The sequence below is a fragment of the Amycolatopsis sp. CFH S0740 genome, from assembly GCF_004522315.1.
Lineage (GTDB): Bacteria > Actinomycetota > Actinomycetes > Mycobacteriales > Pseudonocardiaceae > Amycolatopsis > Amycolatopsis nivea.
Genome location: NZ_SDLS01000002.1, coordinates 281990 through 306420, shown reverse-complemented (window position 1 = coordinate 306420; position 24431 = coordinate 281990). Strand labels below are relative to the sequence as shown.

General features: G+C 70.1%; 25 protein-coding genes. 19 read left to right on the top strand and 6 right to left on the bottom strand.

Features of this window, described 5'->3' with window-relative positions; all coding sequences use genetic code 11:
* Nucleotides 1-26: 26 nt before the first annotated feature.
* On the bottom strand, nt 27-611 hold the full coding sequence (locus EIZ45_RS04720; RefSeq protein WP_167756342.1) for a TetR/AcrR family transcriptional regulator: 585 nt from the start codon (nt 609-611) through the stop codon (nt 27-29).
* An 87-nt stretch (nt 612-698) separates the two neighbouring features.
* Between EIZ45_RS04720 and EIZ45_RS04715 the strand changes: the two genes are divergently transcribed.
* A complete protein-coding gene (locus tag EIZ45_RS04715; RefSeq protein ID WP_134662007.1) occupies nt 699-1400 on the top strand; it encodes an SDR family oxidoreductase in 702 nt (233 codons plus the stop codon).
* Here the strand turns inward: EIZ45_RS04715 and EIZ45_RS04710 are convergent.
* Entirely contained in the window at nt 1397-1855 is a 459-nt protein-coding gene (locus tag EIZ45_RS04710) for an SRPBCC domain-containing protein (RefSeq protein ID WP_134662006.1), read from the bottom strand. The two genes, EIZ45_RS04715 and EIZ45_RS04710, sit on opposite strands and share 4 nt — an antisense overlap.
* A 110-nt stretch (nt 1856-1965) precedes the next feature.
* Here EIZ45_RS04710 and EIZ45_RS04705 point away from each other — a divergent pair, with 110 nt between their 5' ends.
* The 3 genes from EIZ45_RS04705 (at nt 1966) to EIZ45_RS04695 (ending at nt 3272) form a co-directional block, all read left to right on the top strand.
* Nucleotides 1966-2397: an SRPBCC domain-containing protein gene (locus tag EIZ45_RS04705; protein ID WP_134662005.1), complete on the top strand. Its 432-nt coding sequence runs from the start codon at nt 1966-1968 to the stop codon at nt 2395-2397.
* The gene (locus EIZ45_RS04700; RefSeq protein ID WP_134662004.1) at nt 2387-2722 is read left to right on the top strand and encodes a helix-turn-helix transcriptional regulator; all 336 of its coding nucleotides are present in this window, start codon (nt 2387-2389) and stop codon (nt 2720-2722) included. Before EIZ45_RS04705 ends, EIZ45_RS04700 begins: the two co-directional genes overlap by 11 nt.
* A gap of 103 nt (nt 2723-2825) precedes the next feature.
* On the top strand, nt 2826-3272 hold the full coding sequence (locus EIZ45_RS04695; protein WP_037808308.1) for a hypothetical protein: 447 nt from the start codon (nt 2826-2828) through the stop codon (nt 3270-3272).
* Nucleotides 3273-3319: 47 nt separating this feature from the next.
* Here the strand turns inward: EIZ45_RS04695 and EIZ45_RS04690 are convergent, their stop codons facing one another.
* A complete protein-coding gene (locus EIZ45_RS04690; protein WP_037808306.1) occupies nt 3320-3778 on the bottom strand; it encodes a GreA/GreB family elongation factor in 459 nt (152 codons plus the stop codon).
* A gap of 122 nt (nt 3779-3900) precedes the next feature.
* On the opposite strand from EIZ45_RS04690, the gene EIZ45_RS04685 reads away from it, so the two are divergent.
* The 3 genes from EIZ45_RS04685 (at nt 3901) to glyA (ending at nt 6462) form a co-directional block, all read left to right on the top strand.
* A complete protein-coding gene (locus EIZ45_RS04685; RefSeq protein WP_037808304.1) occupies nt 3901-4488 on the top strand; it encodes a TetR/AcrR family transcriptional regulator in 588 nt (195 codons plus the stop codon).
* 19 nt (nt 4489-4507) lie between these two features.
* The gene (locus EIZ45_RS04680) at nt 4508-5026 is read left to right on the top strand and encodes a gamma carbonic anhydrase family protein (RefSeq protein ID WP_043827126.1); all 519 of its coding nucleotides are present in this window, start codon (nt 4508-4510) and stop codon (nt 5024-5026) included.
* 167 nt (nt 5027-5193) lie between these two features.
* The gene (gene glyA / locus EIZ45_RS04675; protein WP_134662003.1) at nt 5194-6462 is read left to right on the top strand and encodes a serine hydroxymethyltransferase; all 1269 of its coding nucleotides are present in this window, start codon (nt 5194-5196) and stop codon (nt 6460-6462) included.
* A gap of 40 nt (nt 6463-6502) precedes the next feature.
* Here glyA and EIZ45_RS04670 read toward each other — a convergent pair whose 3' ends face one another.
* Nucleotides 6503-7639 (bottom strand): RNA polymerase sigma factor, encoded by a 1137-nt coding sequence (locus EIZ45_RS04670; protein WP_134662002.1) that lies wholly within the window; start codon nt 7637-7639, stop codon nt 6503-6505.
* Complete coding sequence (locus tag EIZ45_RS04665) at nt 7636-8043, bottom strand: YciI family protein (protein WP_134662001.1); 408 nt, start codon at nt 8041-8043, stop codon at nt 7636-7638. The genes EIZ45_RS04670 and EIZ45_RS04665 overlap by 4 nt, the downstream gene beginning before the upstream one ends.
* A gap of 205 nt (nt 8044-8248) precedes the next feature.
* Between EIZ45_RS04665 and EIZ45_RS04660 the strand changes: the two genes are divergently transcribed.
* Nucleotides 8249-9898: an MDR family MFS transporter gene (locus EIZ45_RS04660; RefSeq protein WP_037808290.1), complete on the top strand. Its 1650-nt coding sequence runs from the start codon at nt 8249-8251 to the stop codon at nt 9896-9898.
* A gap of 57 nt (nt 9899-9955) precedes the next feature.
* Here EIZ45_RS04660 and EIZ45_RS04655 read toward each other — a convergent pair whose 3' ends face one another.
* Nucleotides 9956-10474, bottom strand: a complete 519-nt coding sequence (locus tag EIZ45_RS04655) for an inorganic diphosphatase (protein WP_037369183.1) — start codon at nt 10472-10474, stop codon at nt 9956-9958.
* A 172-nt stretch (nt 10475-10646) separates the two neighbouring features.
* Here EIZ45_RS04655 and dacB point away from each other — a divergent pair, with 172 nt between their 5' ends.
* The 11 genes from dacB to folE all read left to right on the top strand — a co-directional run bounded on the left by dacB (nt 10647) and on the right by folE (nt 24411).
* Complete coding sequence (gene dacB, locus EIZ45_RS46420) at nt 10647-13826, top strand: D-alanyl-D-alanine carboxypeptidase/D-alanyl-D-alanine-endopeptidase (protein ID WP_240692026.1); 3180 nt, start codon at nt 10647-10649, stop codon at nt 13824-13826.
* A 109-nt stretch (nt 13827-13935) separates the two neighbouring features.
* Nucleotides 13936-14952: a zinc-dependent metalloprotease gene (locus tag EIZ45_RS04645; RefSeq protein ID WP_037808288.1), complete on the top strand. Its 1017-nt coding sequence runs from the start codon at nt 13936-13938 to the stop codon at nt 14950-14952.
* On the top strand, nt 14949-15920 hold the full coding sequence (tilS, locus tag EIZ45_RS04640; RefSeq protein ID WP_134662000.1) for a tRNA lysidine(34) synthetase TilS: 972 nt from the start codon (nt 14949-14951) through the stop codon (nt 15918-15920). Before EIZ45_RS04645 ends, tilS begins: the two co-directional genes overlap by 4 nt.
* A 3-nt stretch (nt 15921-15923) precedes the next feature.
* Complete coding sequence (gene hpt, locus EIZ45_RS04635) at nt 15924-16478, top strand: hypoxanthine phosphoribosyltransferase (protein ID WP_037369179.1); 555 nt, start codon at nt 15924-15926, stop codon at nt 16476-16478.
* Nucleotides 16479-16639: 161 nt separating this feature from the next.
* Nucleotides 16640-17008 carry a hypothetical protein gene (locus EIZ45_RS04630; RefSeq protein ID WP_043827134.1) on the top strand — a complete coding sequence of 123 codons (369 nt, stop codon included), beginning with the start codon at nt 16640-16642 and terminating at the stop codon, nt 17006-17008.
* A 140-nt stretch (nt 17009-17148) separates the two neighbouring features.
* Nucleotides 17149-18459, top strand: a complete 1311-nt coding sequence (locus EIZ45_RS04625) for a hypothetical protein (protein WP_134662163.1) — start codon at nt 17149-17151, stop codon at nt 18457-18459.
* A 79-nt stretch (nt 18460-18538) separates the two neighbouring features.
* Nucleotides 18539-19342, top strand: a complete 804-nt coding sequence (locus EIZ45_RS04620; protein WP_043827135.1) for an ESX secretion-associated protein EspG — start codon at nt 18539-18541, stop codon at nt 19340-19342.
* Nucleotides 19343-19410: 68 nt separating this feature from the next.
* The gene (locus EIZ45_RS45965; RefSeq protein WP_167756341.1) at nt 19411-20364 is read left to right on the top strand and encodes a hypothetical protein; all 954 of its coding nucleotides are present in this window, start codon (nt 19411-19413) and stop codon (nt 20362-20364) included.
* 21 nt (nt 20365-20385) lie between these two features.
* On the top strand, nt 20386-21207 hold the full coding sequence (locus EIZ45_RS04610; protein ID WP_134661998.1) for an ESX secretion-associated protein EspG: 822 nt from the start codon (nt 20386-20388) through the stop codon (nt 21205-21207).
* 206 nt (nt 21208-21413) lie between these two features.
* A complete protein-coding gene (ftsH, locus tag EIZ45_RS04605) occupies nt 21414-23825 on the top strand; it encodes an ATP-dependent zinc metalloprotease FtsH (protein WP_037808281.1) in 2412 nt (803 codons plus the stop codon).
* Nucleotides 23797-24411, top strand: coding sequence for a GTP cyclohydrolase I FolE (gene folE / locus EIZ45_RS04600; RefSeq protein WP_037808279.1), 615 nt, complete (start codon nt 23797-23799; stop codon nt 24409-24411). The genes ftsH and folE overlap by 29 nt, the downstream gene beginning before the upstream one ends.
* The last annotated feature ends 20 nt before the right edge of the window (nt 24412-24431 follow it).

The window sequence follows — 24431 nt, the reverse complement described above, 5'->3', positions numbered from 1 at the left end:
GAAGGAAAAAGATCTTCGCATGGATCCTAGCTACCACAATCGGCGCGCAGTCCGGCGAGGCTGAACGAGAGCATGCGCCGCCACGCGTCCGGGGTTGCCTCAACGGTCTCGCGCACGATCAGCGCGTTCGTGAAGATCAGCAGCATCAGATCGTCGGACGTGACATCCGCCCGCAGCGTCCCGGACTGTTGCGCGCGTTCGAGCAGCCGGACCGACTTCGCGAGTTCGGCCGTGCAGCGCGCGGTCAGTTCAGGCGCGTCCTGGAGTTGCCTGCTGATCGCGTCGCGGAACGCGGGGTCGTCGGCTTGCTGTTCGCACAGCACGGTCACGTAGGTGACGAACGATTCCCACGGGTCGTCGATCGCCTCCGCCCGGCGCATCGCCTCGTTCATCCGCTCGGCGGCCAGTTCCGGCATCACCGCGTCGATCAGCGCTTCCCGTCCGCCGAAGCGGTTGTACAGAGTCCCGGCGCTGACGCCCGCCCGCTGCGCGATCTCCTCCAGCGGAACCGCCAGGCCCTTCTCCCGGAAGGCTTCCGCCGCCGCGGCGAGAAGCCGTTCCTGGTTGCGGCGGGCGTCTCGGCGCAGCGTGGGCTTCCCCTCCGTTTTCACCAGGTCATCGTAGGTGCGGGCGAGAAAGTTGACAACGGTCTCAACTTGGCGCCAAAGTTGAGACCGTCATCAACTTATGGAGGTTCCGTGTCGAAAACCCTGGTCCTGCTCGGTGCTGGCACCGGCCTTGGTCCCGCGATCGCCCGGCGCTTCGGCGGCGAGGGCTTCCGGATCGCCCTCGTCGCGCGCAACCGCGAACGGCTCGCGGCCTTGGTTGATCAACTGGCCGCGGAGGGCATCGAAGCCGCGGCGTTCCCGGCGGATCTGGCGCGTCCGGCGGAGATTCCCGCGTTGGTCGACGAAATCCGCGGCCGCTTCGAGCGGATCGACGTGGTGGCGTACTCGCCGTTGGACCTGAACGGTTTCACTCCCGCCGCCGAGTTGACCCCGGCAGTCATGCAGCAGCTTCTCGAGCTGTATTTCTTGACCCCGATCGCTCTGGTCCAGGCGGTTTTGGGGGAACTGCGCGACCGCGGCGAAGGCAGCATCCTGATCAGCCAGAGCGTCTCGGCGACGCACCCCGCGCCTGTCCTGAGCGGCATCGGCCCGGCAATGGCGGCGACCCGCAACTACATCCAGAGCCTGTCGGCGGAAATCTCGCCGCACGGCGTGCACGCGGCGACGCTCCAGATCGGAGCCATGATCAGGGGGAGCGCCGTCCATTCCGCACTGCTGTCCGGTGCCCTCGAACCCAATACCGCGTTTCCGGAGATCGACCCGGCCGACATCGCGGAGACACTGTGGGAGATGCACGCCAAGCGTGACGCCTCCGACCTTCAGCTTCCCTAGCTGCGTTGCGGGGCAGCGGATTCCGGGATCGGCTCGCCGACGCCAGTCGTCAGCAGCGCGTGCAGGCTCGTGTTGACGCAGCTCGTCCAGCCACGCGAGCACTCGCGGTAGCAAGCCTGGTCCGGAGTGAGGCCGTGGTGCGTGAAGCGCAGCGTGGTCCCGTTCGGGCCTGGCGTGATGTCGAAGCTCATCCGGGTGTCGGTCCACTCGTCGGGCTGGTCGGTGAAGGCGACGTACGCGTCCTCGACGTGCCAGGCGACGCGGCGGCCGGGCGCGAGTTCCGTGACGCGGATCCGGGTCGACGGGATTCCCTTGTCCACAAAGGAAAACGCGTCGCCGACGGCGGTCGCGGTGCCGGTGATCGTTTTGCTGAACCAGGCTCGGACGTCGGTGACCGCGGCGAAGACCTCTTCGGGGGTGCGGTCGACGGTCAGCTCGGTGGTGAACGAGTTCATGGGTCTTCCTTTCGCCAAGTAATGCAACTGAACGGTTGCAACACTATGGCAACCATCCGGTTGCGTCAACGGGGTGTGGTTGCCTAGGCTCGGTCCGGAAGGAGCACGACATGGGGTTTCCCGACCGCATCGAGCGGACGGTCGAGCTGGCGCAGCCGCCCGCGACGGTGTGGACGGCGCTGACCACCGCGGACGGCCTGAGCGCCTGGTTCGGCGACGAGGCTGAGATCGACCTGCGTCCGGGCGGGCTCGGACGGGTCGCGTGGATCGGCGACCGCACTGCCGAGATCCGGGTCGAGCGCGTCGAGGAGCCCGCGGTGTTCGGTTTCACCTGGCAGGTCGACGGGATGCCGGAGGACGACCCGCGGCGCACGTACGTCGAGTTCACGCTGCGGGCGGACGGCGGCGGGACCCGGCTCACCGTCGTCGAATCCGGGTTCGCGCAATTCCCGGACGGCCAGCACCCGGCGACCTACCGTTCGCACGTCGAAGGCTGGGCGCGCGAACTGGACGAGCTGGCGGCCAGTCTCGATGGCAGCTGACTCCGAAGCGGTCGCCGAGCAGGTATTCGCCGTGCTCGCCGATCCGACCCGGCGCGCGATCCTCGCCGAACTGGCCGCACGCGGTCCGGCGACCGCGACGGACCTGGCGGCGCGGCTTCCGATCACGCGGCAGGCAATCGCCAAGCACCTCGGCCTGCTGTCCGACGCCGGGCTGGTCGCCGCAGAACCCGGTGAGCGCCGCCGCGTGCGGTACCGGCTCGATTCCGCGCCGATGCGGGTCGCGCAGCAGTTCCTCGCCGCGCTCGCGCGGGACTGGGACGGTCCGCTCGCCGCGCTACGGGCTCATCTCGACGGCGAAGAATGACCCGCGATTTCACTCATGTGAGGGACGGAGTCGGCCGACTGGCCAGCGGCAAAGGACCGGAAGAACGAGGGCGGGGCGCGCCGGTCTCGGTTGACTGGAAGCCATGAACAGCGTGCGGAACAAGGCGGTACTGGCCGCGACCGGGATCGCGGCTCTGGCCACGGTCGCGTCGTGCGGGCTCGGCGCCTCGGTCGAGGAGAAGTCGAACGGCCACGTGAAGGCGGTTTCCTACGACACCGGAAAGCAGGGCAAGGCCAACGCGGACGCCCGGCTGCCGTCGTGGGTGCCCGACGACGCGAAGTCGGTCACCGAACTGATCCGCACCACCGGTTCGGAACGGATTCTGCGCTACCAACCAGGTCCCTCCGGCCTGCCCGCGCTGTGCAAGCCGGGAAAGGCGGAGGCGAAAGCGCCGACGCTTACCGCGGACTGGTGGCCGGCGGGCGAGCACAAGCGGATGGACACGGACTGCGGCGGCTGGCACGTCGCGGTCGAGACCGACGGCGTGTTCGCCTATCAGGTCGAAACGGTGGCCAACGCCGACAAATAACAGCGGCCGCCCCGGAAACCGGGGCGGCCACTGTCTGTCCTCTGTGGTCAGTTGGCGGGCGGGGTCAGCTTCAGCACCGTCGCGGTGGCTTGCCCGCGCGGGGTGCGGTAGCTGATTTCCTCGCCTGCCTTCGCGTTGGCCAGCGCGAGGCCGAGCGGGCTGTCCGAGGTGATCGCGTCCGCGTCCTCGCCGGGAAGGGTCACCACGGTGAACTCTTCCTCGTCACCGTCGGAAAAACGCAGCGAAACCCGCGTGCCGTCGGGAAGCAGCGAGCTGTCGTACGCGCCGTGCTCCAGCTTCGCGGTGACGTCGGCGATCTGCCGGTCCAGACGCGCCGCTGCCTCGGCGCGGTCGATCACGTCCGCCTGGTCGGCGGCGTCCCCCGTGCGTTCCTGCTCGCCGGGCTGCGGCGATAGCGCCTCGCGTTGCGCGCGCAGATCCGCGATTTCCTTCTCCAGCTGACGGCGCGCCGCCTCGCTGAGCCCCTTGTCCCCTGAGATCACCATGCCGGGCATTGTCCGCTGCGCGGACCGGGGTGGCCAATCCGGTTTTTCACCCGCCGGAAGACGTTGGGACGACTGGCCTAGGATTCAGGGCTGCCGTCCTGACAAACGTAACGAGGATCACCGTGAGCGCCGTACCCGGTCGCAGCACCCAGCTGTCGCCCAACCAGTTGCAGAAACAGGAACTGATCGTCGAAGCCGCTCGCAAGGTCCTCGCCCGCGAAGGGCTCGCCGGCTGCACGGTACGCGCGATCGCCGAGGCCGGGCCGCTCACCAAGAGCGCGATCCACTACTACTTCGCCGACATCGACGTGCTCATCGACCGGGCGATGGCCGCGCACATCAACACTTTCGCCGCGGGGCTGCGCAAGGTCGCGGACAAGCACTCCGACCCGCGCAAACGGCTTTTCGCGGTGACCGAGGCCTACCTCGCCGAATTCGCCGACCGTCCGCGCGGCGCGTTCCTCTGGTTCGAGTACTGGATCGCGGCGGGCCGCGCGCAGCATCCGCAGGCGATCGACGCGATGCTCACCTCGATCACCGAACTGTTCGCCGAACTCCTCGCCCCGCTCGACGTCGACGATCCGCGCGCCCGTGCCCGCGCGCTGCTGAGCTATCTGCTCGGCGCGGTGGTGCAGCAACGCGTCCGGCCGCGGTCGTCCGCGAGCCTCCGCGGCGACATCGAGGCGCTCTGCTTCGCCGGATACCGCTGACGCCGCTTAGGCTCCCGGCATGCCTTTGTTCTCCTTGGACGGCGTCAGCCCGCAGGTCCACCCGGACGCCTGGATCGCCCCCACCGCCACCCTGATCGGCAACGTGACCGTCGAGAAGGACGCTTCGGTCTGGTACGGCGCGGTGATCCGCGCGGACTTCGGCCCGATCGTCATCCGCGAGGGCGCGAACATCCAGGACAACTCGGTGATCCACTCCGGACCCGAGATGACCGAGGTCGGCCGCAACGTCACCGTCGGGCACCAGTGCCTCGTGCACGACTGCACGGTCGGCGAACAGGCGTTGATCGGCAACGGTTCCACCGTGCTCGACCGCGCGGTGATCGGAGCGCGCGCGTTCGTCGCGGCGGGGTCGACGGTCACGCCCGGCACCGAGGTCCCGGCGGAGACGATCGCGATGGGCAGCCCGGCGAAGAAGTTCGTGGAGCTCACCGATTCCGCGCGGCTGTGGGTCGACCACAACGCGGCGGTCTACCAGGAACTCGCCCGGCGTCATCGCGGCGGACTCGAGCAGGTCTGAGCCGTTTCCCGTCCGTTCCCGCGGACCGGACGGGGCTGGCGCGGTGCACTAAACTTCGTCCCGCAGCAGCGACTGGCGCCATTCAAGAGGTGGAGCACCACCGGGGAGCGACGACGAGGCCGGCACCGCGCGCCTGGGTGAGGGCCACTGCAGAGCCGGAGTACGCCATGACACACCAGCCCGCCTTGTCCGCACTGTCCTCGGCGGATCCGCGGATCGCCGGGCTCGTCGAGGACGAGGCGAAACGCCAGCACGACAAGATCCGCCTGATCGCGTCCGAGAACTACGTTTCCCAGGCGGTGCTCGAAGCCACCGGAAGCGTGCTCACCAACAAGTACTCCGAGGGCTACGCCGGCAAGCGCTACTACGAGGGCCAGCAGTTCATCGACCAGGTCGAGCAGGTGGCGATCGAGCGCGCGAAGGCCGTCTTCGGCGTCGACCACGCGAACGTCCAGCCGTACTCCGGGTCCCCGGCCAACCTCGCGGTGTACCTGGCGTTCGCGAAGCCGGGCGACACCGTGCTCGGCATGGCGCTGCCCGACGGCGGCCACCTCACGCACGGCTGGAGCGTGTCCGCGACCGGCAAGTGGTTCACGCCGGTCCGTTACGGCGTCCGGAAGGAAACCGGCCGCGTCGACCTCGACCAGGTCCGCGACCTCGCCCGCCAGCACCGGCCGAAGCTGATCTTCGCGGGCGGCACGGCCATTCCGCGCACCATCGACTTCCCGGCGTTCGCGGAGATCGCCCGCGAGGTCGACGCCGTGCTGGTGGCCGACATCGCGCACATCGCGGGCCTGATCGCGGGCGGCGCGCACCCGTCGCCGGTCGGCCACGCGCAGGTCATCACCACGACCACGCACAAGACGCTGCGCGGTCCGCGCGGCGCGATGATCCTCTCCGACGCCGAGCACGCCAAGGCCGTCGACAAGGCGGTGTTCCCCGGTCTGCAGGGCGGTCCGCACAACCACACGACGGCCGCCATCGCGGTCGCGCTGGGGGAGGCGCAGCAGCCGTCGTTCTCCGAGTACGCGCACACGATCGTCGCGAACGCCAAGGCGCTGGCCGAAGCGCTGGTCGAGCGCGGGTACGACCTCGTCTCCGGCGGCACGGACAACCACCTGCTCCTGATCGACCTGACCAACAAGGCGGTGCCCGGCAAGCCCGCCGCGCAGGCGCTGGACCGCGCGGGCATCGAGCTGAACTACAACACCGTGCCGTTCGACCCACGCAAGCCGTTCGACCCGTCCGGCATCCGGCTGGGCACGTCGGCGATCACGACGCGCGGGCTCAAGCCGGAGCACCAGGTGCAGGTCGCGGACTGGATCGACCGGACCGTGACCGCCGCGGCCGCGCAGCAGGACGGCGCGCTGGACGCCATCGCCGCCGAGATCCGCGAGTTCCTGCAGCCGTTCCCGATCCCGGGCTACGCCGAGTGACGTCGTGAGTGGCGATCACGGTTAGAACCGTGATCGCCGCTCACGAGTTGTTGAGCCGTGCCGCCTGCCTGATCAAGTGAGCGCGCTCGGCCATGTTGGGTGCTTTCTCCGCCGCTTCGCTGTAGAGCCGCGCGGCGGTCGCCAGGTCCCCGTCCCGTTCGTGCAGGTAAGCCGCCACCGCGCGATACCGCGGCAGCTTGTCGTCCAACTCTGCCAGCGCTTTCAACCCGGCTCGCGGCCCGTCCGCCTCGCCGACCGCGACCGCCCGGTTGAGCCGGACGATCGGGCTGTCGGTCAGCGCCAGCAGCTCGTCGTACCACTCGACGATCTGCACCCAGTCGGTTTCCTCCGCGGCGAGAGCGTCGGCGTGCAGCGCGGCGATCGCGGCTTGGGCCTGGTACTCGCCGAGCTGGTCGCGGGCCAGCGCCGCCTGGAGGATGTCGACGCCCTCGGCGATCAGCCGGGTGTCCCAGGTCCCGCGGTCCTGTTCGGCGAGCGGCACGAGGCTGCCGTCCGGTTTCGTCCGCGCGGCCCGGCGGGCGTGGTGCAGCAGCATCAATGCGAGCAGACCGGCCACTTCCGGATGGTCGAATCCCGCCGCGAGCTGCCGGGTCAGCCGGATGGCTTCGGCGGCGAGGTCGAGCTCGCCGGAGTAACCCTCGTTGAACACCAGGTACAGCACCCGCAGCACGGTCGCGACGTCGCCGGGCGCGTCGAACCGCACGCTTGAGACGGTCTTCTTCGCCCGGCTGATCCGTTGCGCCATCGTCGCTTCCGGCACCAGATACGCCTGCGCGATCTGCTTCGTGGTCAACCCGCCGACCGCGCGCAGCGTGAGCGCGACGGCCGACGACGGCGTCAAAGACGGATGCGCGCACAGGAAGTAGAGCTGGAGCGAATCGTCCACCGCGGACGCCGGACCGGGCCGCGGCTCGGAATCCATCGCCACTTCCCGGCCCCGGCGCGAGGACTCCGACCGCGTGGCGTCGAGGAACCGGCGCCACGCGGCGGAGATGAGCCACGCCTTCGGGTCGCGCGGCGGATCGTCCCGCCACGCGTCCAGCGCGCGGATCAGCGCTTCCTGCACGGCATCCTCGGCCGACGCGAAATCCGCTCCGCGCCGGACGAGGATGCCGATCACCGCGGGCACGAGTTCCCGCAGCAGCTCCTCGTTCACTCGGTCACCGAAGGCGTGACGCCGTAGAACGGGCGCAGTTCGAGCCATTCGTGGATCGGCTTGCCGCCCGCTCCGGGAGCCGCGGAGAGCTCTCCGGCCAGTTCGATCGCACGGTCGTAGCTGTCGACGTCGATGATCATCCAGCCCGCGATGACGTCCTTGGTCTCGGCGAACGGGCCGTCGGTGACCGGCGGGCGGCCCTCGCCGTCGAAGCGGACCCACGTGCCTTCCGGCGACAGCGCCTGCTCGCTGACGAACTCGCCGGTCTCCACGAGCCGGTCGGCGAAGTCGCGCATGTACTGGATGTGGGCGGTGACCTCCTCGGGCGTCCACTGGTCCATCGGGATGTTGTTCACCGAAGCCGGCGCGCCGCGGTAGTGCTTGAGCAGCAGGTACTTGGCCATCGTGGTTCTCCTCCGTGCTGGTGGCGGCTCCTTGCCGGCCACGTTCGCGCCAGGGACGGAGCCGTCCGCCCGTTCTCGACATCGCCCGGCGAGAGATTAGCGTCACACGATATTTGGTTGATGAATGCAAGCTTTTCGGGAACAGTTGTGGCGAGCAAGTAGTTGAGAGATACAAGCAACTAGTACGGCACTGAGGGAGACCACCATGAGCGACACCGCCACTGCGGAAGGGGGCGCCACCACGAACGGACGGCTTTCACACCGGCAGATCCTCACGGTTCTGTCCGGACTGATGCTCGGCATGTTCCTGGCGGCCCTCGACCAGACCATCGTGTCCTCGGCGATGAAGACCATCGCCGACGAACTGCACGGACAGAGCCTCCAGGCCTGGGCCACCACCGCCTACCTGATCACCGCGACGCTTTCCACGCCGCTGTACGGCAAGCTGTCCGACCTCTTCGGCCGCAAGCCGATGTACCTGACCGCGATCTCGCTCTTCCTCGCCGGTTCGCTGGCGAGCGCGATGGCCGGATCGATGTACGAACTGGCCGCGTTCCGCGCGTTCCAGGGTCTCGGCGCCGGCGGCCTGATGTCGCTCGCGCTGGCGATCATCACCGACATCACCTCGCCGCGGGAACGCAGCCGCTACCAGGGCTACTTCATGGCCGTGTTCGGCGTCTCGAGCGTCGCCGGCCCGGTCGTCGGCGGGTTCTTCGCCGGGCTCGACTCGTTCGCCGGCCTCACCGGCTGGCGCTGGGTGTTCATGGTGAACGTCCCGATCGCGCTCGCCGCGCTGGTCGTGGTGACCAAGGTGCTGAACCTCCCGCACACCCGGGTCGACCAGAAGGTCGACTTCCTCGGAGCGGGCGCGCTGACGGTCGGCCTCGTGCCGCTGCTGCTCGTCGCCGAGCAGGGTCGCGAATGGGGCTGGGGTTCGCCCGCGTCGCTGGCGATGTACCTGGTCGGCGCGCTCGGCGTGGTCCTGTTCATCCTCCAGGAACGCCGGATGGGCGACGCCGCCCTGCTGCCGCTGCGGCTGTTCCGCAGCGGGGTGTTCCGGGTGTCGACGATGGTCACCGTGATCCAGGGCATCGGGATGTTCGGCGCGATGATGTCGCTGCCGCTGTACCTGCAGATCGTCAAGGGCGCGACGCCGACCCAGGCCGGGCTGCAGATGCTGCCGCTCACCCTCGGGATCATGGTCGCGAGCCTCGGCAGCGGCCGGATCATCACCCGGACCGGCCGGTACAAGGGCTTCGCGGTCGCCGGACTCGGCCTGATGGCCGCGGCGGTGTTCTCGTTCTCGATGATCGGGGTGGACACCGCGCTCGGCGTGGTCATGGCCATCGCGTTCGTGCTCGGACTCGGCCTCGGCTCGACCATGCAGACGCTGACCCTGGCCGCCACGAACGACGTCACGCCGCGCGACATCGGCGTCGCGACCTCGTCGGTGACCTTCTTCCGGCAGATCGGCGGCACGGCGGGCACCGCGGTGTTCCTGTCGATCCTGTTCAGCACGGTCGGCGACCGGATCGCGGCGGCGGTCCGCTCGGCGATGGCCTCCCCGGCCTACACCGCGGCGCTGGCGCAGCACCCGGAGTTCGCCCGGCAGCTGGCCGGCGGCGGGCTCGACGTGAACGACACCTCGTTCCTGTCGACCCTCGACCCGGTGCTCGCCCGGCCGATCCTGGAAGGGTTCTCCAGCTCGATGAGCACGGTGTTCCTGATCGGCGGCGCGGTGCTGACCGTCGGGTTCGCGCTGGTCTGGCTGCTGCGGGAGAAGCCGCTCTCGGACAAGTCGGCCATGGAGCAGCGCGCCGAGCAGGAAGCGGGCGAACTGGCCCTCGCGGGCTGAGCGAGCAGTAAAAAGGGGCCGTCCACCAGGAAGGTGGACGGCCCCTTTTCAGTTGCCTCAGTGGTGCTCTTCGCCGTTGATCTCTTCCTTGGCGAGGCGGTCCTTCTCGCGCTCGTACGAACGGGCGATCTCCGACTCGGCGTCGGCGCGGCTCACCCAGGACGAGCCCTCGACGCTCTTGCCCGGCTCGAGGTCCTTGTAGACCTCGAAGAAGTGCTGGATCTCGAGCTTGTGGAACTCGTTCAGGTGGTGGATGTCCCGCAGGTGCTCGAGACGCGGGTCGTTCGTCGGGACGGCGAGGACCTTGTCGTCCGGGCCCTTCTCGTCGGTCATCCGGAACATGCCGATCGCGCGGCAGCGGATCAGGCAGCCGGGGAACGTGGGCTCCTGGACGAGCACGAGCACGTCGAGCGGGTCGCCGTCCTGGCCGAGCGTGTCGTCGATGAACCCGTAGTCGGCCGGGTACTGGGTCGCGGTGAACAGGGTCCGGTCGAGCTTGATCCGACCGGTCTTGTGGTCGACCTCGTACTTGTTGCGCTCCCCCTTGGGGATTTCGATCGTGACGTCGAATTCCACGGCCGTCCTCGCTGCTTCTCGAATCTCGGTGTCCCACGCGCTCGTGGGCGGCAACCTAATGACCTCGTTGACGTCACTAGTGTGGACTACGCCCCGTCGGCCGGTCGCGCCGATGTAGGCCAGACGGCATGTGACCTTGGCCCCTCCGGGGGCGGGTGAGAAGGAGTGGTGGGTGCCGGAAAACGACCAGCCGAGGTGGCCCACGGGCGACGAGGACACCTCGTCCCAGGCGGACCGGGCGACCTCCCGCCTCCCCCTGCCCAAGCGCGACGCGGGAGCCACCGCGCAGCTTTCCGTGCCGAACGTCACACCGGGCGACGGGCCGGGATCGTGGTTCCGGCCCAAAGTCGAACCGGAGGAAGTCCCCGGGCTCAACGCGCCCTCGGACGCTCCCGTCACGCCGCCGGAACCGCCCCGGTCGAACCTCGCGGACCGGATGAGCGGTGCGTCGATGCCCGCCCGGCCCGAGGAGCCGAAACCGCAGGCGCCGTGGGTCCCGGTGGAGGGGCCGACCCGGTTCACGGCCGGGGTGCCGAGGCCGGGCGACAACGCGGGCCGTCCGGACGCCGAGGCGACGGTGCAGGCGTCGCAGCAGCAGCCGAGGCCGTCCGAGGAGGGGGCCGCGGAGCAGACGGTCCGGGCGCAGCCGAATGTTTCGCCTGGTCAGGGCGGGCAGCAGCAGTCGTCGCCCGCGTGGCAGGCCGCGCGGAAGCCGGGGAACTCGCTGTTCGAGCCCGTCGGGTCCGGCGCGGGGTCTTCGGACGAGGGGCAGGGGTGGAACCCGTTCCAGTCCGGCCAGCCCGCCGAGGCTGCCGAGTCCGCCGGGAAGCCCGGCCAGTTCGCCGCGTTCCGGGACGAAACGCCGGGAACGGGCGAGAACAGCCAGGGCTGGGCGGCGTTCCGGCCGGTCGTCGCGCGGGACGAGCAAGGGCAGGAGCCGCCCAAGGAGGGCTGGACCGCCTTCCGCGACGACTCCGGTCCCGCCGCGGGCCAGGACCAGTCGGGCCGGGGCGGAGAAGGAGCACCTGAGTTCCGGGGCGCGCGTTCCGATGGGCAGGCTCAATCCGGCCGCGCCGGGGAGGAACCGCAGGAGAACCGGACGGGCTTCCGAGGCGAACCGGCTCCCGGCTCCGCCGCCGCGCGGCTCAACCCGGGTCAGGCCGGTCGTCAGGGGAACGATTCGCAGGAGAACTGGGGCCGTTCCGGCGCGGGGCAGGGCCGTCCCGGGGACGAGTCGCGGGAGAACTGGGGGCGTTCCAGCGCCGCTCAGTCCGGTCGTCCGGGGGATGAGTCGCAGGAGAATTGGGGGCGTTCCAGCGCCGCTCAGTCCGGTCGTCCGGGGGATGAGTCGCAGGAGAATTGGGGGCGTTCCAGCGCCGCTCAGTCCGGTCGTCCGGGGGATGAGTCGCAGGAGAATTGGGGGCGTTCCAGCGCCGCTCAGTCCGGTCGTCCGGGGGATGAGTCGCAGGAGAATTGGGGGCGTTCCAGCGCCGCTCAGTCCGGTCGTCAGGGGAACGATTCGCAGGAGAACTGGGGGCGTTCCAGCGCCGCTCAACCCGGCCGTCCAGCAGACGAATCGCAGGCGAGCCGGAACGAATCCGAAGCCGAGTCGTGGTCGCAGCAGATCGAAATCCCGGTCCGTCCTGCCCTGCCCGAACCGGCGCCCGGCACCGTCCCACCGGCGGGCGGTGGCCAGGTGCGGCCGATGCGCATCGACCCGACCGGGGGCCAGTTTCCGGCGGAGGCGACCGTCGGCATCCCGCGTCCGCCCGAAGGTTTCCCCGGCGAAGCGCAGCAGGGGCCGTCCGAAGCGACCGTCGGCATTCCTCGTCCTGCGGAAGGTTTCGCTGAACGCCCAGGTCCGGAGCAGATTCCGCCGCGCGCTGCCGAGCAGCCTCCGGAACCGCCGTCCGGTGCCGGGCCGATTCCGCCGCAGGGTGACGCGCCTCGGCCGGAGGGCAAGAAGCCTCGTCGGAAGGCACTGATCCTGGCGCTCGTCGTGCTGCTTCTGCTCGCCGCCGCGGGTGGGGCGTCGGCTGTGCCCGCCGTGTCCAACCGGCTCGGGTTGCCGTGGGCGCCGAACGCGCCGAAGGGCAGTGCGCCCGACCCCGCCAATGCCAGCCTCGCGCTGCACGGCCCGGACACGTCCGGTCAGGGGCCGTCCGCGAACGGCGTCGCCGCGAAGCTCTCCGGTCCCGCCGGGGCGGCCGCGTTGTCGCAGCTCAGCGGCAGTGTGATCGACCCGGCGAACGGCACCGTGCTGTGGGATCACGCGTCGAACACCCCGCTGACCCCGGCGTCGACCACGAAGATCCTCACCGTCGCCGCGGCGCTGCTCGCGATGGAGCCGACGAAGCGGATCTCCACCAAGATCGTCCAGGGCGCGCAGCCGGGCACGGTCGTCATCGTCGGCGGCGGCGACCCGTCGCTGACCGCGCTGCCGGTCGGCACCGATTCGCCGCTCTACCCGGGCGCGGCGCACGTCGACGACCTCGTCAACCAGGTCAAGAAGGCCGGCGGCGACGTCAAGAAGGTCCAGCTCGACGCGAGCGCCTTCAGCGGTCCGAACACCGCGCCGGGCTGGGAGCCGGGCGACGCGCCGTCGCTGTACGGCGCCCCGATCGTCCCGGCCATGACCGACGGCGGCCGCGGGAACCCGAAGGTCGACGAGACGATGCGCTCGGGCAACCCGGGGACTGCGCTCACCCAGCTCGTCGCGGACAAGCTCGGCGCGAGCCCAGCCGGTCCGGCCAAGGCTCCGGAAGGGGCGAAGGTGCTCGGCGAAGTCCAGTCGGCACCGCTGCCGGACCTCGCGTACGCGCTGCTGCAGATCTCCGACAACGTGCTCGCCGACTCGCTCGGCCGCCAGGTCGCGATGGCCACCGGCGGGGAAGCGTCGTTCGCCGGCGCCTCGGCCGCGGTGAAGAAGGTGTTGGCAGACCACGGGTTCGACGTCAACGGCCTGCAGCTGTTCGACACGAGCGGACTGTCCAATCAGAACAAGGTGCCGGCCAGGCTGCTGGCACAGGTGCTCGCCGCGGCGGCCGGTCCGGACGGCAAGGACCCGAACACGCCGAAGCTGCGTCCGCTGCTGGCCGGCCTTCCGGTCGCGGGCAGTCCGGAGGGCACCCTGCACGGCCGCTACCACTCGGGCGAAACCCAAGGGGGCAAGGGCTGGGTGCGGGCCAAGACCGGCACGCTCACCGGCGTCAACACCCTCGCGGGGTATGTGCTCGACAGCGACAACCGCGTGCTCGCCTTCGCGTTCATGTCCAACGGCTCGGAGAAGAATTCCGGGCAGGCGGCGCTCGACGTGCTGGCGACGGCCTTGCGGGGCTGCGGCTGCAAGTAGCCCGCACTGAGCCGACTCGCTGAACCGGTTCGGCCGAGCTGCCCACAAACGCGTACCGGAAGGTAGCGTCGGAGGCGTGAGCCAGGAAACCGAGACCCGACGGCGGCCCATGGTCGACTGGGACCGGGCAGCCGCCACCGGCGCGCTGCTCGTGCGCGGCGGCCCGCAGGTCGCGCGCGGCGAAGCGGACCGCGCGGTGGTCGACCTGCGGGAGCTGACCGCCGAGGCGGAGGGGCACGTCCGCGAGCTGACCGGCCTCGGCCGGGACCTGCCGCTGCTGCCCGGCACCGTGGTCGACCGGCCGGGCTGGGTCCGGTCCGCGGCGTCCGGTCTCGGCGAGCTCACCGGGCGCGCGCTGCCCGCGGCACAGGGCGGTCCGCTCGGCCCGATCCTGGCGTCCGGCGCCGGCGTGCAGACCGGGTTGCTGCTCGCGTTCCTGGCGTCCCGCGTGCTGGGTCAGTACGACCCGTTCGGCGGCCCGGAGAACAAGGGCGAGCTGCTGCTCGTCGCGCCGAACGTGGTGGCCGCCGAACGCGCGCTGAAGGTTCCCGCACACGATTTCCGGCTGTGGGTCTGCCTGCACGAATGCACGCACCGCCTGCAGTTCACCGCGGTGCCGTGGCTGCGCGACTACTTCGCCGACGAGGTCGAACGGCTGGTGTCCGGGCTCGCGGAGAGCTCCACCGAGGGGCTGGCCGAACTGGTCGGCAGGCTGCCCGACGCGCTGCGCAACCGCGGCAAGGGCGGCGGCATCGCGGAGCTGCTGCAGTCGCCGAAGGAGCGCTCGGTTTTCGACCGGCTGCTGGCGTTGTCGACGCTGCTGGAGGGCCACGCCGACTACGTGATGGACGCGGTCGGCCCGCAGGTCGTGCCGAGCGTCGAGCAGATCCGGGAGCGGTTCACCGCGCGGCGGCAAGGCGGCGGGCTTTTCGACCGGCTGCTGCGCGCGGTGCTCGGCCTCGACGCGAAGATCCGCCAGTACGAGGAAGGCGCGAAGTTCACGCGGCACGTGGTCGACGCGGTCGGGATGGACGGGTTCAACAAGGTTTGGCGCTCGCCGAACACGTTGCCGACCCGCGCCGAGATCGCCGACCCCGCGGCCTGGGTGCGGCGCCTGCACGGGTGAGCGCGCTCGCCGCGGTCCGGACAGCGGTCCGCGATTTCCTTGCGACAGTCGCTGTTCCCGGCGAAGTGTGCGTCGCGGTGTCAGGCGGCGCGGACTCCCTAGCGCTCGCTGAAGCGACGGCGTACGTCCTTCGGCATCGAGACGTCCGTACGCGGGCGCTCGTCGTCGACCATGGCCTTCAGGCCGACTCAGCGGTTGTTGCCGCCGAAGCGGCGACGGTCGTCAAGGGCCTTGGCATCGACGTCGTCGAAGTGCATGCCGTACACGTCGTGGGCAAAGGCGGTCCTGAAGCAGCCGCGCGCGCCGCGAGGTACCACGCGTTGCGCGAAGCGTTGCCAAACGGCGAAGGGCTCGTACTGCTCGGCCACACCCAGGACGACCAAGCCGAGACGGTGTTGCTCGGTCTTGGCCGCGGCTCCGGGCCACGGTCGCTGGCGGGCATGCGTCCGCACGATCCGCCGTGGGGCCGTCCGCTACTCGGCATCACGCGCGCGCAAACTGTCGCGGCGTGTACAGAACTCGGTCTAGCGCCGTGGCAAGACCCGCACAACGCCGATCCCCGCTTCACTCGCGTACGGCTGCGTACGGAAGCACTGCCGCTCCTGGAAGACGTGCTGTCGGGTGGAGTCGCTCCAGCTTTAGCCCGTACGGCCGCACAGCTGCGCGAGGACACCGAGGCGTTGGACACACTCGCCGCGCGCGTTCACGAGCTCGCGGCCCGCGAAGACGACCTCGACGTAGCCGTGCTGGCGGCCGAGCCCGCTGCGCTGCGCAGACGGGTTCTCCGCAGGTGGCTGCTGGACTCCGGGGTCCGCGAACTGACCGACGCGCACCTGCGTTCGGTCGACGCGCTCGTGGCCCGCTGGCGGGGTCAGGGCGGGGTGTGGCTGCCGGGCAACTTGGAGGCTCGACGGCGGCGTGGCAGGCTCTCGCTTGCCGGACCCGAACCCACCACCCGAGGGGAATGACCCGTGTACGAGGGCGAGATCGCCTCCGTGCTCATCACCGAGCAGCAGATCAAAGACAAGATCGCGGAGCTGGCGGCGAAAATCGCCGCGGACCACCCGGAAAACGGCCAGGGCGACCTCCTCCTGGTCGGCGTCCTCAAGGGCGCCGTCATGTTCATGACCGACTTCGCGCGGGCGCTTCCGGTGCCGACGCAGCTGGAGTTCATGGCCGTGTCGTCCTACGGGTCTTCGACCTCGTCGTCGGGGGTGGTGCGGATCTTGAAGGACCTCGACCGCGACATCGCCGGGCGCGACGTGCTCATCGTCGAGGACATCGTCGACTCCGGGCTCACCCTGTCCTGGCTGCTGAAGAACCTGGCGAGCCGGAACCCGGCCTCGCTCGAGGTCGTCTCGCTGCTGCGCAAGCCGGAAGCCGTGAAGGTCGAGGTGCCGGTCAAGTACATCGGCTTCGACATCCCCAACGAGTTCGTCGTGGGCTACGGCCTCGACTACGCCGAGCGCTACCGCGACCTGCCCTACATCGGCACGCTCGATCCGCACGTCTACACGTCCGGTTAGTCCGGTTCGCGATAATCCTTCCGGCCGCGGAACCCGGAAGCCCGAAATCGCGTCATAGGGCTCGACCAGGTGCGTTAACCTATGCGAAGACCTATTGCCATGCGGACGAGTGACACCAGCCGACGGGCTGGTCCTCGCGCGGGGGAACGGAGAGAGGGCAGATGGGCAACAACAGCTCGGCGGATGCCGCGGCGTTCAAGAACGCCGCTGTCAACGGCCAGGTCGGGATCGACCCGGATGCCGCGCAGACCGTGCTGAAGAAGATCCGGACCGGGCGCGACGCGGTCGAAGCTCTCCTGCACAGCGCGGGCACGCTCGCGCAGCCGCCGAAGCTCGGCGCGAACCCGGTCGGCAAGGCGATGGCGACCAAGTTCGTGCAGCGCGCCGACGGCGGCGGCGACTCCTACTCGTCCGCGCTGCAGAACCTGCTCAGCCAGTACCAGGCCGCGGAGGAAGGCATCGTCGCGGCGATGGCGCGCTACCACGAGATCGACCAGTCCGCCGCCGACCCGTTCCGCAACAAGGCCTGACGTCCTAGGGGGATCACGCAGTCATGGCACCGAACACCACCACCTCGGCCCCGGACGGCTCCGTCCCGGACGGGTCGGGCTACACCACCTCCGGCTACGGCACCTCGTCCTCGGTCCCGGCGCCCGGCTCCGCCGTCGCGATGGGCTCGAACGCGGCGACCAACGACATCGTCGCCTCCGCGCGCAGCAGCTCCGGCGGCTTCGAGATGGGCGGCGACCGCGCCATCGGCAACCCGCCGAACTGGCAGGCGCAGGAAAGCCACCAGCTCTACCTCGGCGCGACCACGGACAACGACCCGGGCACCGCCGAGGCCACCGGGCAGCACTGGGCCAAGCACGGCACCGAGCTGAAGCAGGCGTCCGACGACCTGTACAACGCGATCACCGAACTGGGCAACGTCTGGGTCGGCCACGGTGCCGCCGGCGCGCAGGGCGCGCTCGTGGCGATCGCCAACTCGGGTACGCAGGCTTCCGACGCCGCGCACACGATGTCGGACCGGCTCGCCCGCCAGGCCGCAGCGGCCGCCGAGGTCAAGAAGATGCCGGCCCCGCGCGACTACGACCCGAAGCAGGCCATGACGGCCGCGCTCGCGGGCGGCCCGGCCGCGCTGGCCGCGGACCAGAAGGCGCAGGCGGACGCCGCGAACGACGTCAAGGCGCAGCAGGTCGCGTTCTTCAACGCCTACACCCAGGCGATGAGCGAGGTCGACAGCTCCACCCCGAGCTTCGGCCCTGACTCGCTCGGCATGAAGCCGACCGCGTCGCACTTCAACGGCAACTCGTTCAACAACGTCAACAACATCGGCCACACCGACGGTCCCGGCGCGCTCGGCTCCCCGGCCAGCTTCGGCACGGTGGGCGCGCACGGCGCGGCAGGCGGCGCGGCGGTCGCCGGACACGGCGCCCCGGCGCACGTCTCGGCCGACTCGGGCAAGTACGGCACCTCCGGTTTCGAGGGCGGCGCGCTCGCCGGCGGTACCGGGGTGGGCGTTGGCGCCGCTTCCGGCGTCGGTGCGGCTCCGGCCGCCGCCGCGCCCGCACCCGCGTCCACGGGCGGCAGCGGCCTCGGTTCCGCGCTCGGCCTCGGCGCGATCGGCGCGGGAGCCGGTCTCGCCGGCGGCAAGCTGGGCGAGGGCAACCGCAGCGGTTCGCGCAAGGAGGAGGAAGGCAAGACCTCCGCGGCGTCCGAGCACCAGAGCGGCCAGAGCGCCGCGTCGGCGGCTCCGCAGCAGCAGGGCGTCGTCCCGGCGGGCGGCACCATCGGCCAGTCGCAGGGCGGCATGAGCCCGATGGGCGGCATGGGCGGAGCGGGCGCGCACGGCGCGGGCGAAGGGGACGAGGAGCACACGCACGCTTCGTTCCTCATCGAACCGGACCCGGACGACGCGTTCGGGGCCAACCAGGCCACCCCGCCGCCGGTCATCGGCGCGTGGTCGGACGACGACAACTGACGCAGTGCTCGCGGGCGCGTGACCGGACCGGTCACGCGCCCGCGAGCGTTCGCAAACACGTGGGGTAGGGGGTTGGTCGATGCCGAACGCGGAGCTGCTCGCGCCGATCGAGGTGGACTTCCTGTGGGAGTCGGCCGGTATGGGCGAGCTGCCGTATCCGCTGCGGATCCGTTCGCACGGCGCGACGATGGACGAGCGCTCGGCGCTGCGCACGCGCACGCTCGGCGCACTGGCTGACCGGGGGCTCGCGGACGACCGCGGCAGGCCCGCTCCGCACGTCGAGGACTACTTCGGCATCCTCGCGTCGCCGGACGTCAGCCTCGACACCGTCCAGTTGCTCGACCCGAACGGCGAGCCGCTGCTCGCGGTCGCGGGCAGCGCGAACGGCGACGGCCTGTTCGCCGTGCAGGACCAGCGCGGACTGCACCTGCACCCGTGCGCGCCGGACGGCCTGGCCACGGCGATCATCTCGCTCCTGCCGGGCGCCCCGCGCGGTACCGAGAAGTCGATCACCGTGCCGCTGGAGCAACTGGTCGGGGCTTCCGGCGTCGACTTCATGCAGCGGCGCGGCAACCAGGTCGACGCCTCCGGCCGCGCGAGCGTGGACGAGGACCGCAAGGCCCTCGCCCGGCTGCACGCCCAGCAGCGCCTGCGCGGCGGCCAGATCGGCGCGAACGCCCGCAACCGCCTCGGCGGCCGCAGCCGGTCGACGGTGCTGAGCTGGTTCGACACCGAAACCGGCCGGTACTTCACACAGGCGAGCCAGGGCCACGACGGCCGCGACTGGATCACCATCGCGCCCGCCGACCCGGCGACCCTGCGGCACCGGCTAGGCGAAATGCTCGCCGGGGTGGCCGACCAGGCCAGCGCGGGCGCGTTCTGACCCGCGTTGACTGAGCTGCGCTGACCAGCCTCGGCTCCCCGCTCGGCTGAAACCGCCCCAATGCGGCATTGGGTGCGCAGGATGCACCGAATGCCACATTGGGTGCGCAGGATGCACCGAATGCCACATTGGGTGCGCAGGATGCACCGAATGCCACATTGGGTGCGCAGGATGCACCGAATGCCACATTGGGTGCGCAGGATGCACCGAATGCCACATTGGGTGCGCAGGATGCACCGAATGCCACATTGGGTGCGCAGGATGCACCGAATGCCACATTGGGTGCGCAGGATGCACCGAATGCCACATTGGGTGCGCAGGATGCACCGAATGCCACATTGGGTGCGCAGGATGCACCGAATGCCACATTGGGTGCGCAGGATGCACCGAATGCCACATTGGGTGCGCAGGATGCACCGAATGCCACATTGGGTGCGCAGGATGCACCGAATGCCACATTGGGTGCGCAGGATGCACCGAATGCCACATTGGGTGCGCAGGATGCACCGAATGCCACATTGGGTGCGCAGGATGCACCGAATGCCACATTGGGTGCGCAGGATGCACCGAATGCCACATTGGGTGCGCAGGATGCACCGAATGCCACATTGGGTGCGCAGGATGCACCGAATGCCACATTGGGTGCGCAGGATGCACCGAATGCCACATTGGGTGCGCAGGATGCACCGAATGCCACATTGGGTGCGCAGGATGCACCGAATGCCACATTGGGTGCGCAGGATGCACCGAATGCCACATTGGGTGCGCAGGATGCACCGAATGCCACATTGGGTGCGCAGGATGCACCGAATGCCACATTGGGTGCGCAGGATGCACCGAATGCCACATTGGGTGCGCAGGATGCACCGAACGCCACATTGGGTGCGCAGGATGCACCGAACGCCACTTTGGGTGCGCGGGGTGCACCGAATGCCACATTGGGGGCGCGGGATGCACCCAAAGTGGCATCGAGGCGCTTGAAGACTGCCGATCCGGCGCTACGCTGGGCCGGAAATCGTTGACCGGAGGGTGAGCAGCACCGGATGCACCAAGAGTTCTTCTCGCCGCTGGCATTCGACTTCCTGTGGGAGTCGATGGAGCTGGGCGAGCTGCCCTACCCGCTGCGCGTGCGCTCGCACGGTGCGACCGAGGACGAGCGCGTGTCGCTGCGGCACCGGGTCGACACCGAGCTGAAGGCGCGCGGCATTCGCGACTCGCGCGGCCGGGTCGAGCCCGACGTCGAGGAGTGGCTGACGCTGCTCGCGCGGGCCCCGCATTCCATCGACGCGCTGCACATCCCGCAGTTCGAGGCGCATCCGGTCGCGTTGCTCGCCGCGGGCGACGAGCGCACCGGCGTGGTCGCGATCCAGGACGCCGACGGCATCTGGCTGCGCGCGATCCCGGCGGACGGGCTGGTGTCCACGATCGTCGAACTGCTGCCCGGCGGTCCGCGCGGCAGTGAGGCGTCGGTCACGCTTCCGCTGGACGAGGCGCTGCACACCCAGCCGATCCGGGTTCCGGTCGCCGCGGGCGGCGGGCAGTCCGAGGAAAAGGGCGGGCGGCGGGCGAAGCGCCAGTCGCTCAGCGAGCGCGCCACGGTCGATCCGCGCGAGACCTACGCGCTCATCGCGGGCCAGCCGCGGCAGCGCGGCGGTCAGCTCGCAGCGAACAGCCGGTCCCAGCTGGGGAGCCGGCAGCGGTCGCGCGTGCTCGGCTGGTTCGACACCGCCACCGGACGGTATTTGAGCTTGTCGAGGGCGGGTTCGGACGGCCGGGAATGGGTCACCGTCGCCCCGGCGGACCCGGCCACGCTGCGGAGCAGGCTGGGTGAAATGGTGGCTTCGGTGGCGGTTGACACCCGGTAGCCGGGTGACGTCTCCTCCCGGAACGGGAACCCTCGCGCAGGATTGGCCGTTGACCTGCGAGAGGCTCGCCAGGCTTCCCCGCCCGCCCGGACGGTACCCTGGTGGGACGGGTGCCTTGCGGCACCCACGGGTTGTCAAGATCGCGATGGCGGGTATCACAGGAGCCGCCCAACCAGGGAGGGTCGAGGCCGCAAGGGCCGAGTCGTATGAACCGGAAGAGCGTGCTCAGGAACCCACTGCTGTGGATCGTCGCGGGGTTGCTGGCGTTGTTCGCCTACAACACGATCTTCGACAGCGATCGTGGCTACACCCAGGCTCCTATCTCCACGGCGATGCAGCAGGTCAAGGCTGGACATGTCAAGGAAGCGAGCCTCGAGGACAAGGAGCAGCAGCTCAAACTGCTGCTCACGCAGCCGATCGACATCGACGGCCAGCAGGCCGACAAGGTCGTCGCGCAGTTCCCCGGCGGTGCGACCGATGACATCTACAAGGATCTCCTCGGCGCGAACGTCGGCAACCAGGCGAACCATCCGATCAAGTTCACCACCAAGGTCACCCAGCAGAGCCTGCTGACCCAGATCCTGATCTTCGCGATCCCGCTGGCGCTGGTGCTCGGCCTGCTGATGTGGATGATGAACAACGCGCAGGGCGGCGGGAACCGCGTCCTGAACTTCGGCAAGTCGAAGGCGAAGCAGCTCAACAAGGACATGCCGAAGACCACCTTCGGCGACGTCGCGGGCGCTGACGAAGCGGTCGAAGAGCTGTACGAGATCAAGGACTTCCTGCAGAACCCGGCGCGCTACCAGGCGCTCGGCGCGAAGATCCCGAAGGGCGTCCTGCTCTACGGGCCGCCCGGCACCGGCAAGACGCTGCTCGCGCGTGCTGTCGCGGGCGAAGCGGGCGTGCCGTTCTACACGATCTCCGGTTCGGACTTCGTCGAGATGTTCGTCGGTGTCGGTGCTTCGCGAGTCCGCGACCTGTTCGAGCAGGCGAAGCAGAACGCGCCGTGCATCATCTTCGTGGACGAGATCGACGCGGTCGGCCGCCAGCGCGGCGCCGGCCTCGGCGGCGGACACGACGAGCGCGAGCAGACGCTGAACCAGCTGCTGGTCGAGATGGACGGCTTCGACGCCCGCGGCGGCATCATCCTGATCGCGGCCACCAACCGGCCGGACATCCTCGACCCGGCGCTGCTGCGCCCCGGCCGGTTCGACCGGCAGATCCCGGTGTCCGCGCCGGACCTGCTCGGCCGCAAGGCGATCCTCGAGGTGCACGCGAAGGGCAAGCCGATCGCGCAGGGCACCGACCTGACCGGGCTGGCCAAGCGCACGGTCGGCATGTCCGGTGCGGACCTCGCCAACGTGCTGAACGAGGCCGCGCTGCTCACCGCCCGCGAGAACGGGCACGTGATCACCGACGTCGCGCTCGAGGAATCGGTCGACCGCGTGGTCGGCGGTCCCGCGCGCAAGAGCCGGATCATTTCCGAGAAGGAAAAGAAGATCACCGCCTACCACGAGGGCGGGCACGCGCTCGCCGCGTGGGCGATGCCGGACATCGAACCGGTGTACAAGCTGACGATCCTGCCGCGCGGCCGTACCGGCGGGCACGCGCTGCTGGTGCCGGAGGACGACAAGCAGCTGATGACCCGGTCGGAGATGATCGGCAGGCTGGTCTTCGCGATGGGCGGCCGCACGGCCGAGGAGCTCGTCTTCCACGAGCCCACCACCGGTGCGTCCTCGGACATCGAGCAGGCGACGAAGATCGCCCGCGCGATGGTCACCGAATACGGCATGAGCGCGCGGCTGGGCGCGGTGAAGTACGGCCAGGAGCAGGGCGACCCGTTCCTCGGCCGGTCCGCGGGACGGCAGGCCGACTACTCGCTCGAGGTGGCGCACGAGATCGACGAGGAGGTGCGCAAGCTCATCGAGACCGCGCACACCGAGGCGTGGCACGTGCTGAACACCTACCGCGACGTGCTCGACAACCTGGTCATGGAGCTGCTGGAGAAGGAAACGCTGCAGCGCAAGGACCTCGAGCGGATCTTCGCGACGGTCGAGAAGCGCCCGCACATCACCGTCTTCAACGAGTTCGGCGAGCGCACGCCGTCGGACAAGCCGCCGATCAAGACCCCGGGCGAGCTGGCGATGGAGCGCGGCGAGCCGTGGCCGCCGCCCGCTCCGGAGAAGGAAAAGCCCGCCCTGCAGCCCGCTCCGACCCCGGTCGGCACGGCTCCTGGCGCCGGCGAGCTGCCCGGCGGTCCGCCGTACCAGGCTCCGGACCCGAACGCGAACCCGTACGCCCCGCCGGCGAACGGCGGTCGTCCGGGCGGGCCGAACGGCGCCGGCCGCTGGGGCCAGCCGTATGGTGGTCAGCAGCAGCCGGGCGGTCCGGCAGGCGGCGGCTACCAGCCCGGTGGCCCGGGCGGTGCGCAGAGCGGACCGCCGAACTACGGGGCGCCTCCGGGCTGGACCCCGGCGACGTCCCCGGGCGGCCAGCAGCCGTGGCGCCCCGCCGAAGACCGTCCGCGTGAGCAGGGCTGGTTCGCCGACGGCGCGAACGGCCAGCAGCCGGACGAGGGGCAGCATCGGCGTGACGTCGACGGATCAGACAAGCAGTAAAGACGGCATCCGCCCGGTCTTCGATCAGGACCGGGCGGAGCGCGCCGTTCGCGAGCTGCTGCTCGCCTGCGGCGAAGACCCGGATCGGGACGGTCTCCAGGACACCCCGGCCCGGGTCGCTCGCGCTTATCAGGAAATGTTCGCCGGCCTCTACACCGATCCGGACGAGGTGCTGGCGCGGACGTTCGACGAATCGCACGAGGAGCTCGTGCTCGTCACGGACATCCCGATGTATTCCAACTGTGAACACCACTTGCTGCCCTTCCACGGCGTGGCCCACGTCGGCTACATCCCGAACGGCGACGGCAAGGTCACCGGGCTGTCGAAGCTCGCCAGGCTGGTCGATCTCTACGCCCGCCGCCCGCAGGTGCAGGAGCGGCTCACCTCGCAGATCGCCGACGCGCTCGTGCGGCGGCTGGAGCCGCGCGGGGTGATCGTGGTCGTCGAGGCCGAGCATTTGTGCATGTCGGTGCGCGGGATCCGCAAGCCGGGTTCGCGGACCACCACGTCGGCGGTGCGCGGGATGCTGCGTTCGTCGGCGACGTCGCGGGCCGAGGCGATCGAGCTGATCCGGGGGCGCCGGTGATCCCCCGGCCGGGGCGCTGC

What these genes read in the sequence shown, in the direction of transcription:
- EIZ45_RS04710 (WP_134662006.1), bottom strand. Translation starts at nt 1,855, where the DNA reads ATGAACTCGTTCACCACCGAGCTGACCGTCGACCGCACCCCCGAAGAG.
- EIZ45_RS04705 (WP_134662005.1), top strand. Translation starts at nt 1,966, where the DNA reads ATGGGGTTTCCCGACCGCATCGAGCGGACGGTCGAGCTGGCGCAGCCG.
- EIZ45_RS04700 (WP_134662004.1), top strand. Translation starts at nt 2,387, where the DNA reads ATGGCAGCTGACTCCGAAGCGGTCGCCGAGCAGGTATTCGCCGTGCTC.
- EIZ45_RS04695 (WP_037808308.1), top strand. Translation starts at nt 2,826, where the DNA reads ATGAACAGCGTGCGGAACAAGGCGGTACTGGCCGCGACCGGGATCGCG.
- EIZ45_RS04690 (WP_037808306.1), bottom strand. Translation starts at nt 3,778, where the DNA reads ATGGTGATCTCAGGGGACAAGGGGCTCAGCGAGGCGGCGCGCCGTCAG.
- EIZ45_RS04680 (WP_043827126.1), top strand. Translation starts at nt 4,508, where the DNA reads ATGCCTTTGTTCTCCTTGGACGGCGTCAGCCCGCAGGTCCACCCGGAC.
- glyA (WP_134662003.1), top strand. Translation starts at nt 5,194, where the DNA reads ATGACACACCAGCCCGCCTTGTCCGCACTGTCCTCGGCGGATCCGCGG.
- EIZ45_RS04665 (WP_134662001.1), bottom strand. Translation starts at nt 8,043, where the DNA reads ATGGCCAAGTACCTGCTGCTCAAGCACTACCGCGGCGCGCCGGCTTCG.
- EIZ45_RS04660 (WP_037808290.1), top strand. Translation starts at nt 8,249, where the DNA reads ATGAGCGACACCGCCACTGCGGAAGGGGGCGCCACCACGAACGGACGG.
- EIZ45_RS04645 (WP_037808288.1), top strand. Translation starts at nt 13,936, where the DNA reads ATGGTCGACTGGGACCGGGCAGCCGCCACCGGCGCGCTGCTCGTGCGC.
- EIZ45_RS04630 (WP_043827134.1), top strand. Translation starts at nt 16,640, where the DNA reads ATGGGCAACAACAGCTCGGCGGATGCCGCGGCGTTCAAGAACGCCGCT.
- EIZ45_RS04625 (WP_134662163.1), top strand. Translation starts at nt 17,149, where the DNA reads ATGGGCTCGAACGCGGCGACCAACGACATCGTCGCCTCCGCGCGCAGC.
- EIZ45_RS04620 (WP_043827135.1), top strand. Translation starts at nt 18,539, where the DNA reads ATGCCGAACGCGGAGCTGCTCGCGCCGATCGAGGTGGACTTCCTGTGG.
- EIZ45_RS04610 (WP_134661998.1), top strand. Translation starts at nt 20,386, where the DNA reads ATGCACCAAGAGTTCTTCTCGCCGCTGGCATTCGACTTCCTGTGGGAG.
- ftsH (WP_037808281.1), top strand. Translation starts at nt 21,414, where the DNA reads ATGAACCGGAAGAGCGTGCTCAGGAACCCACTGCTGTGGATCGTCGCG.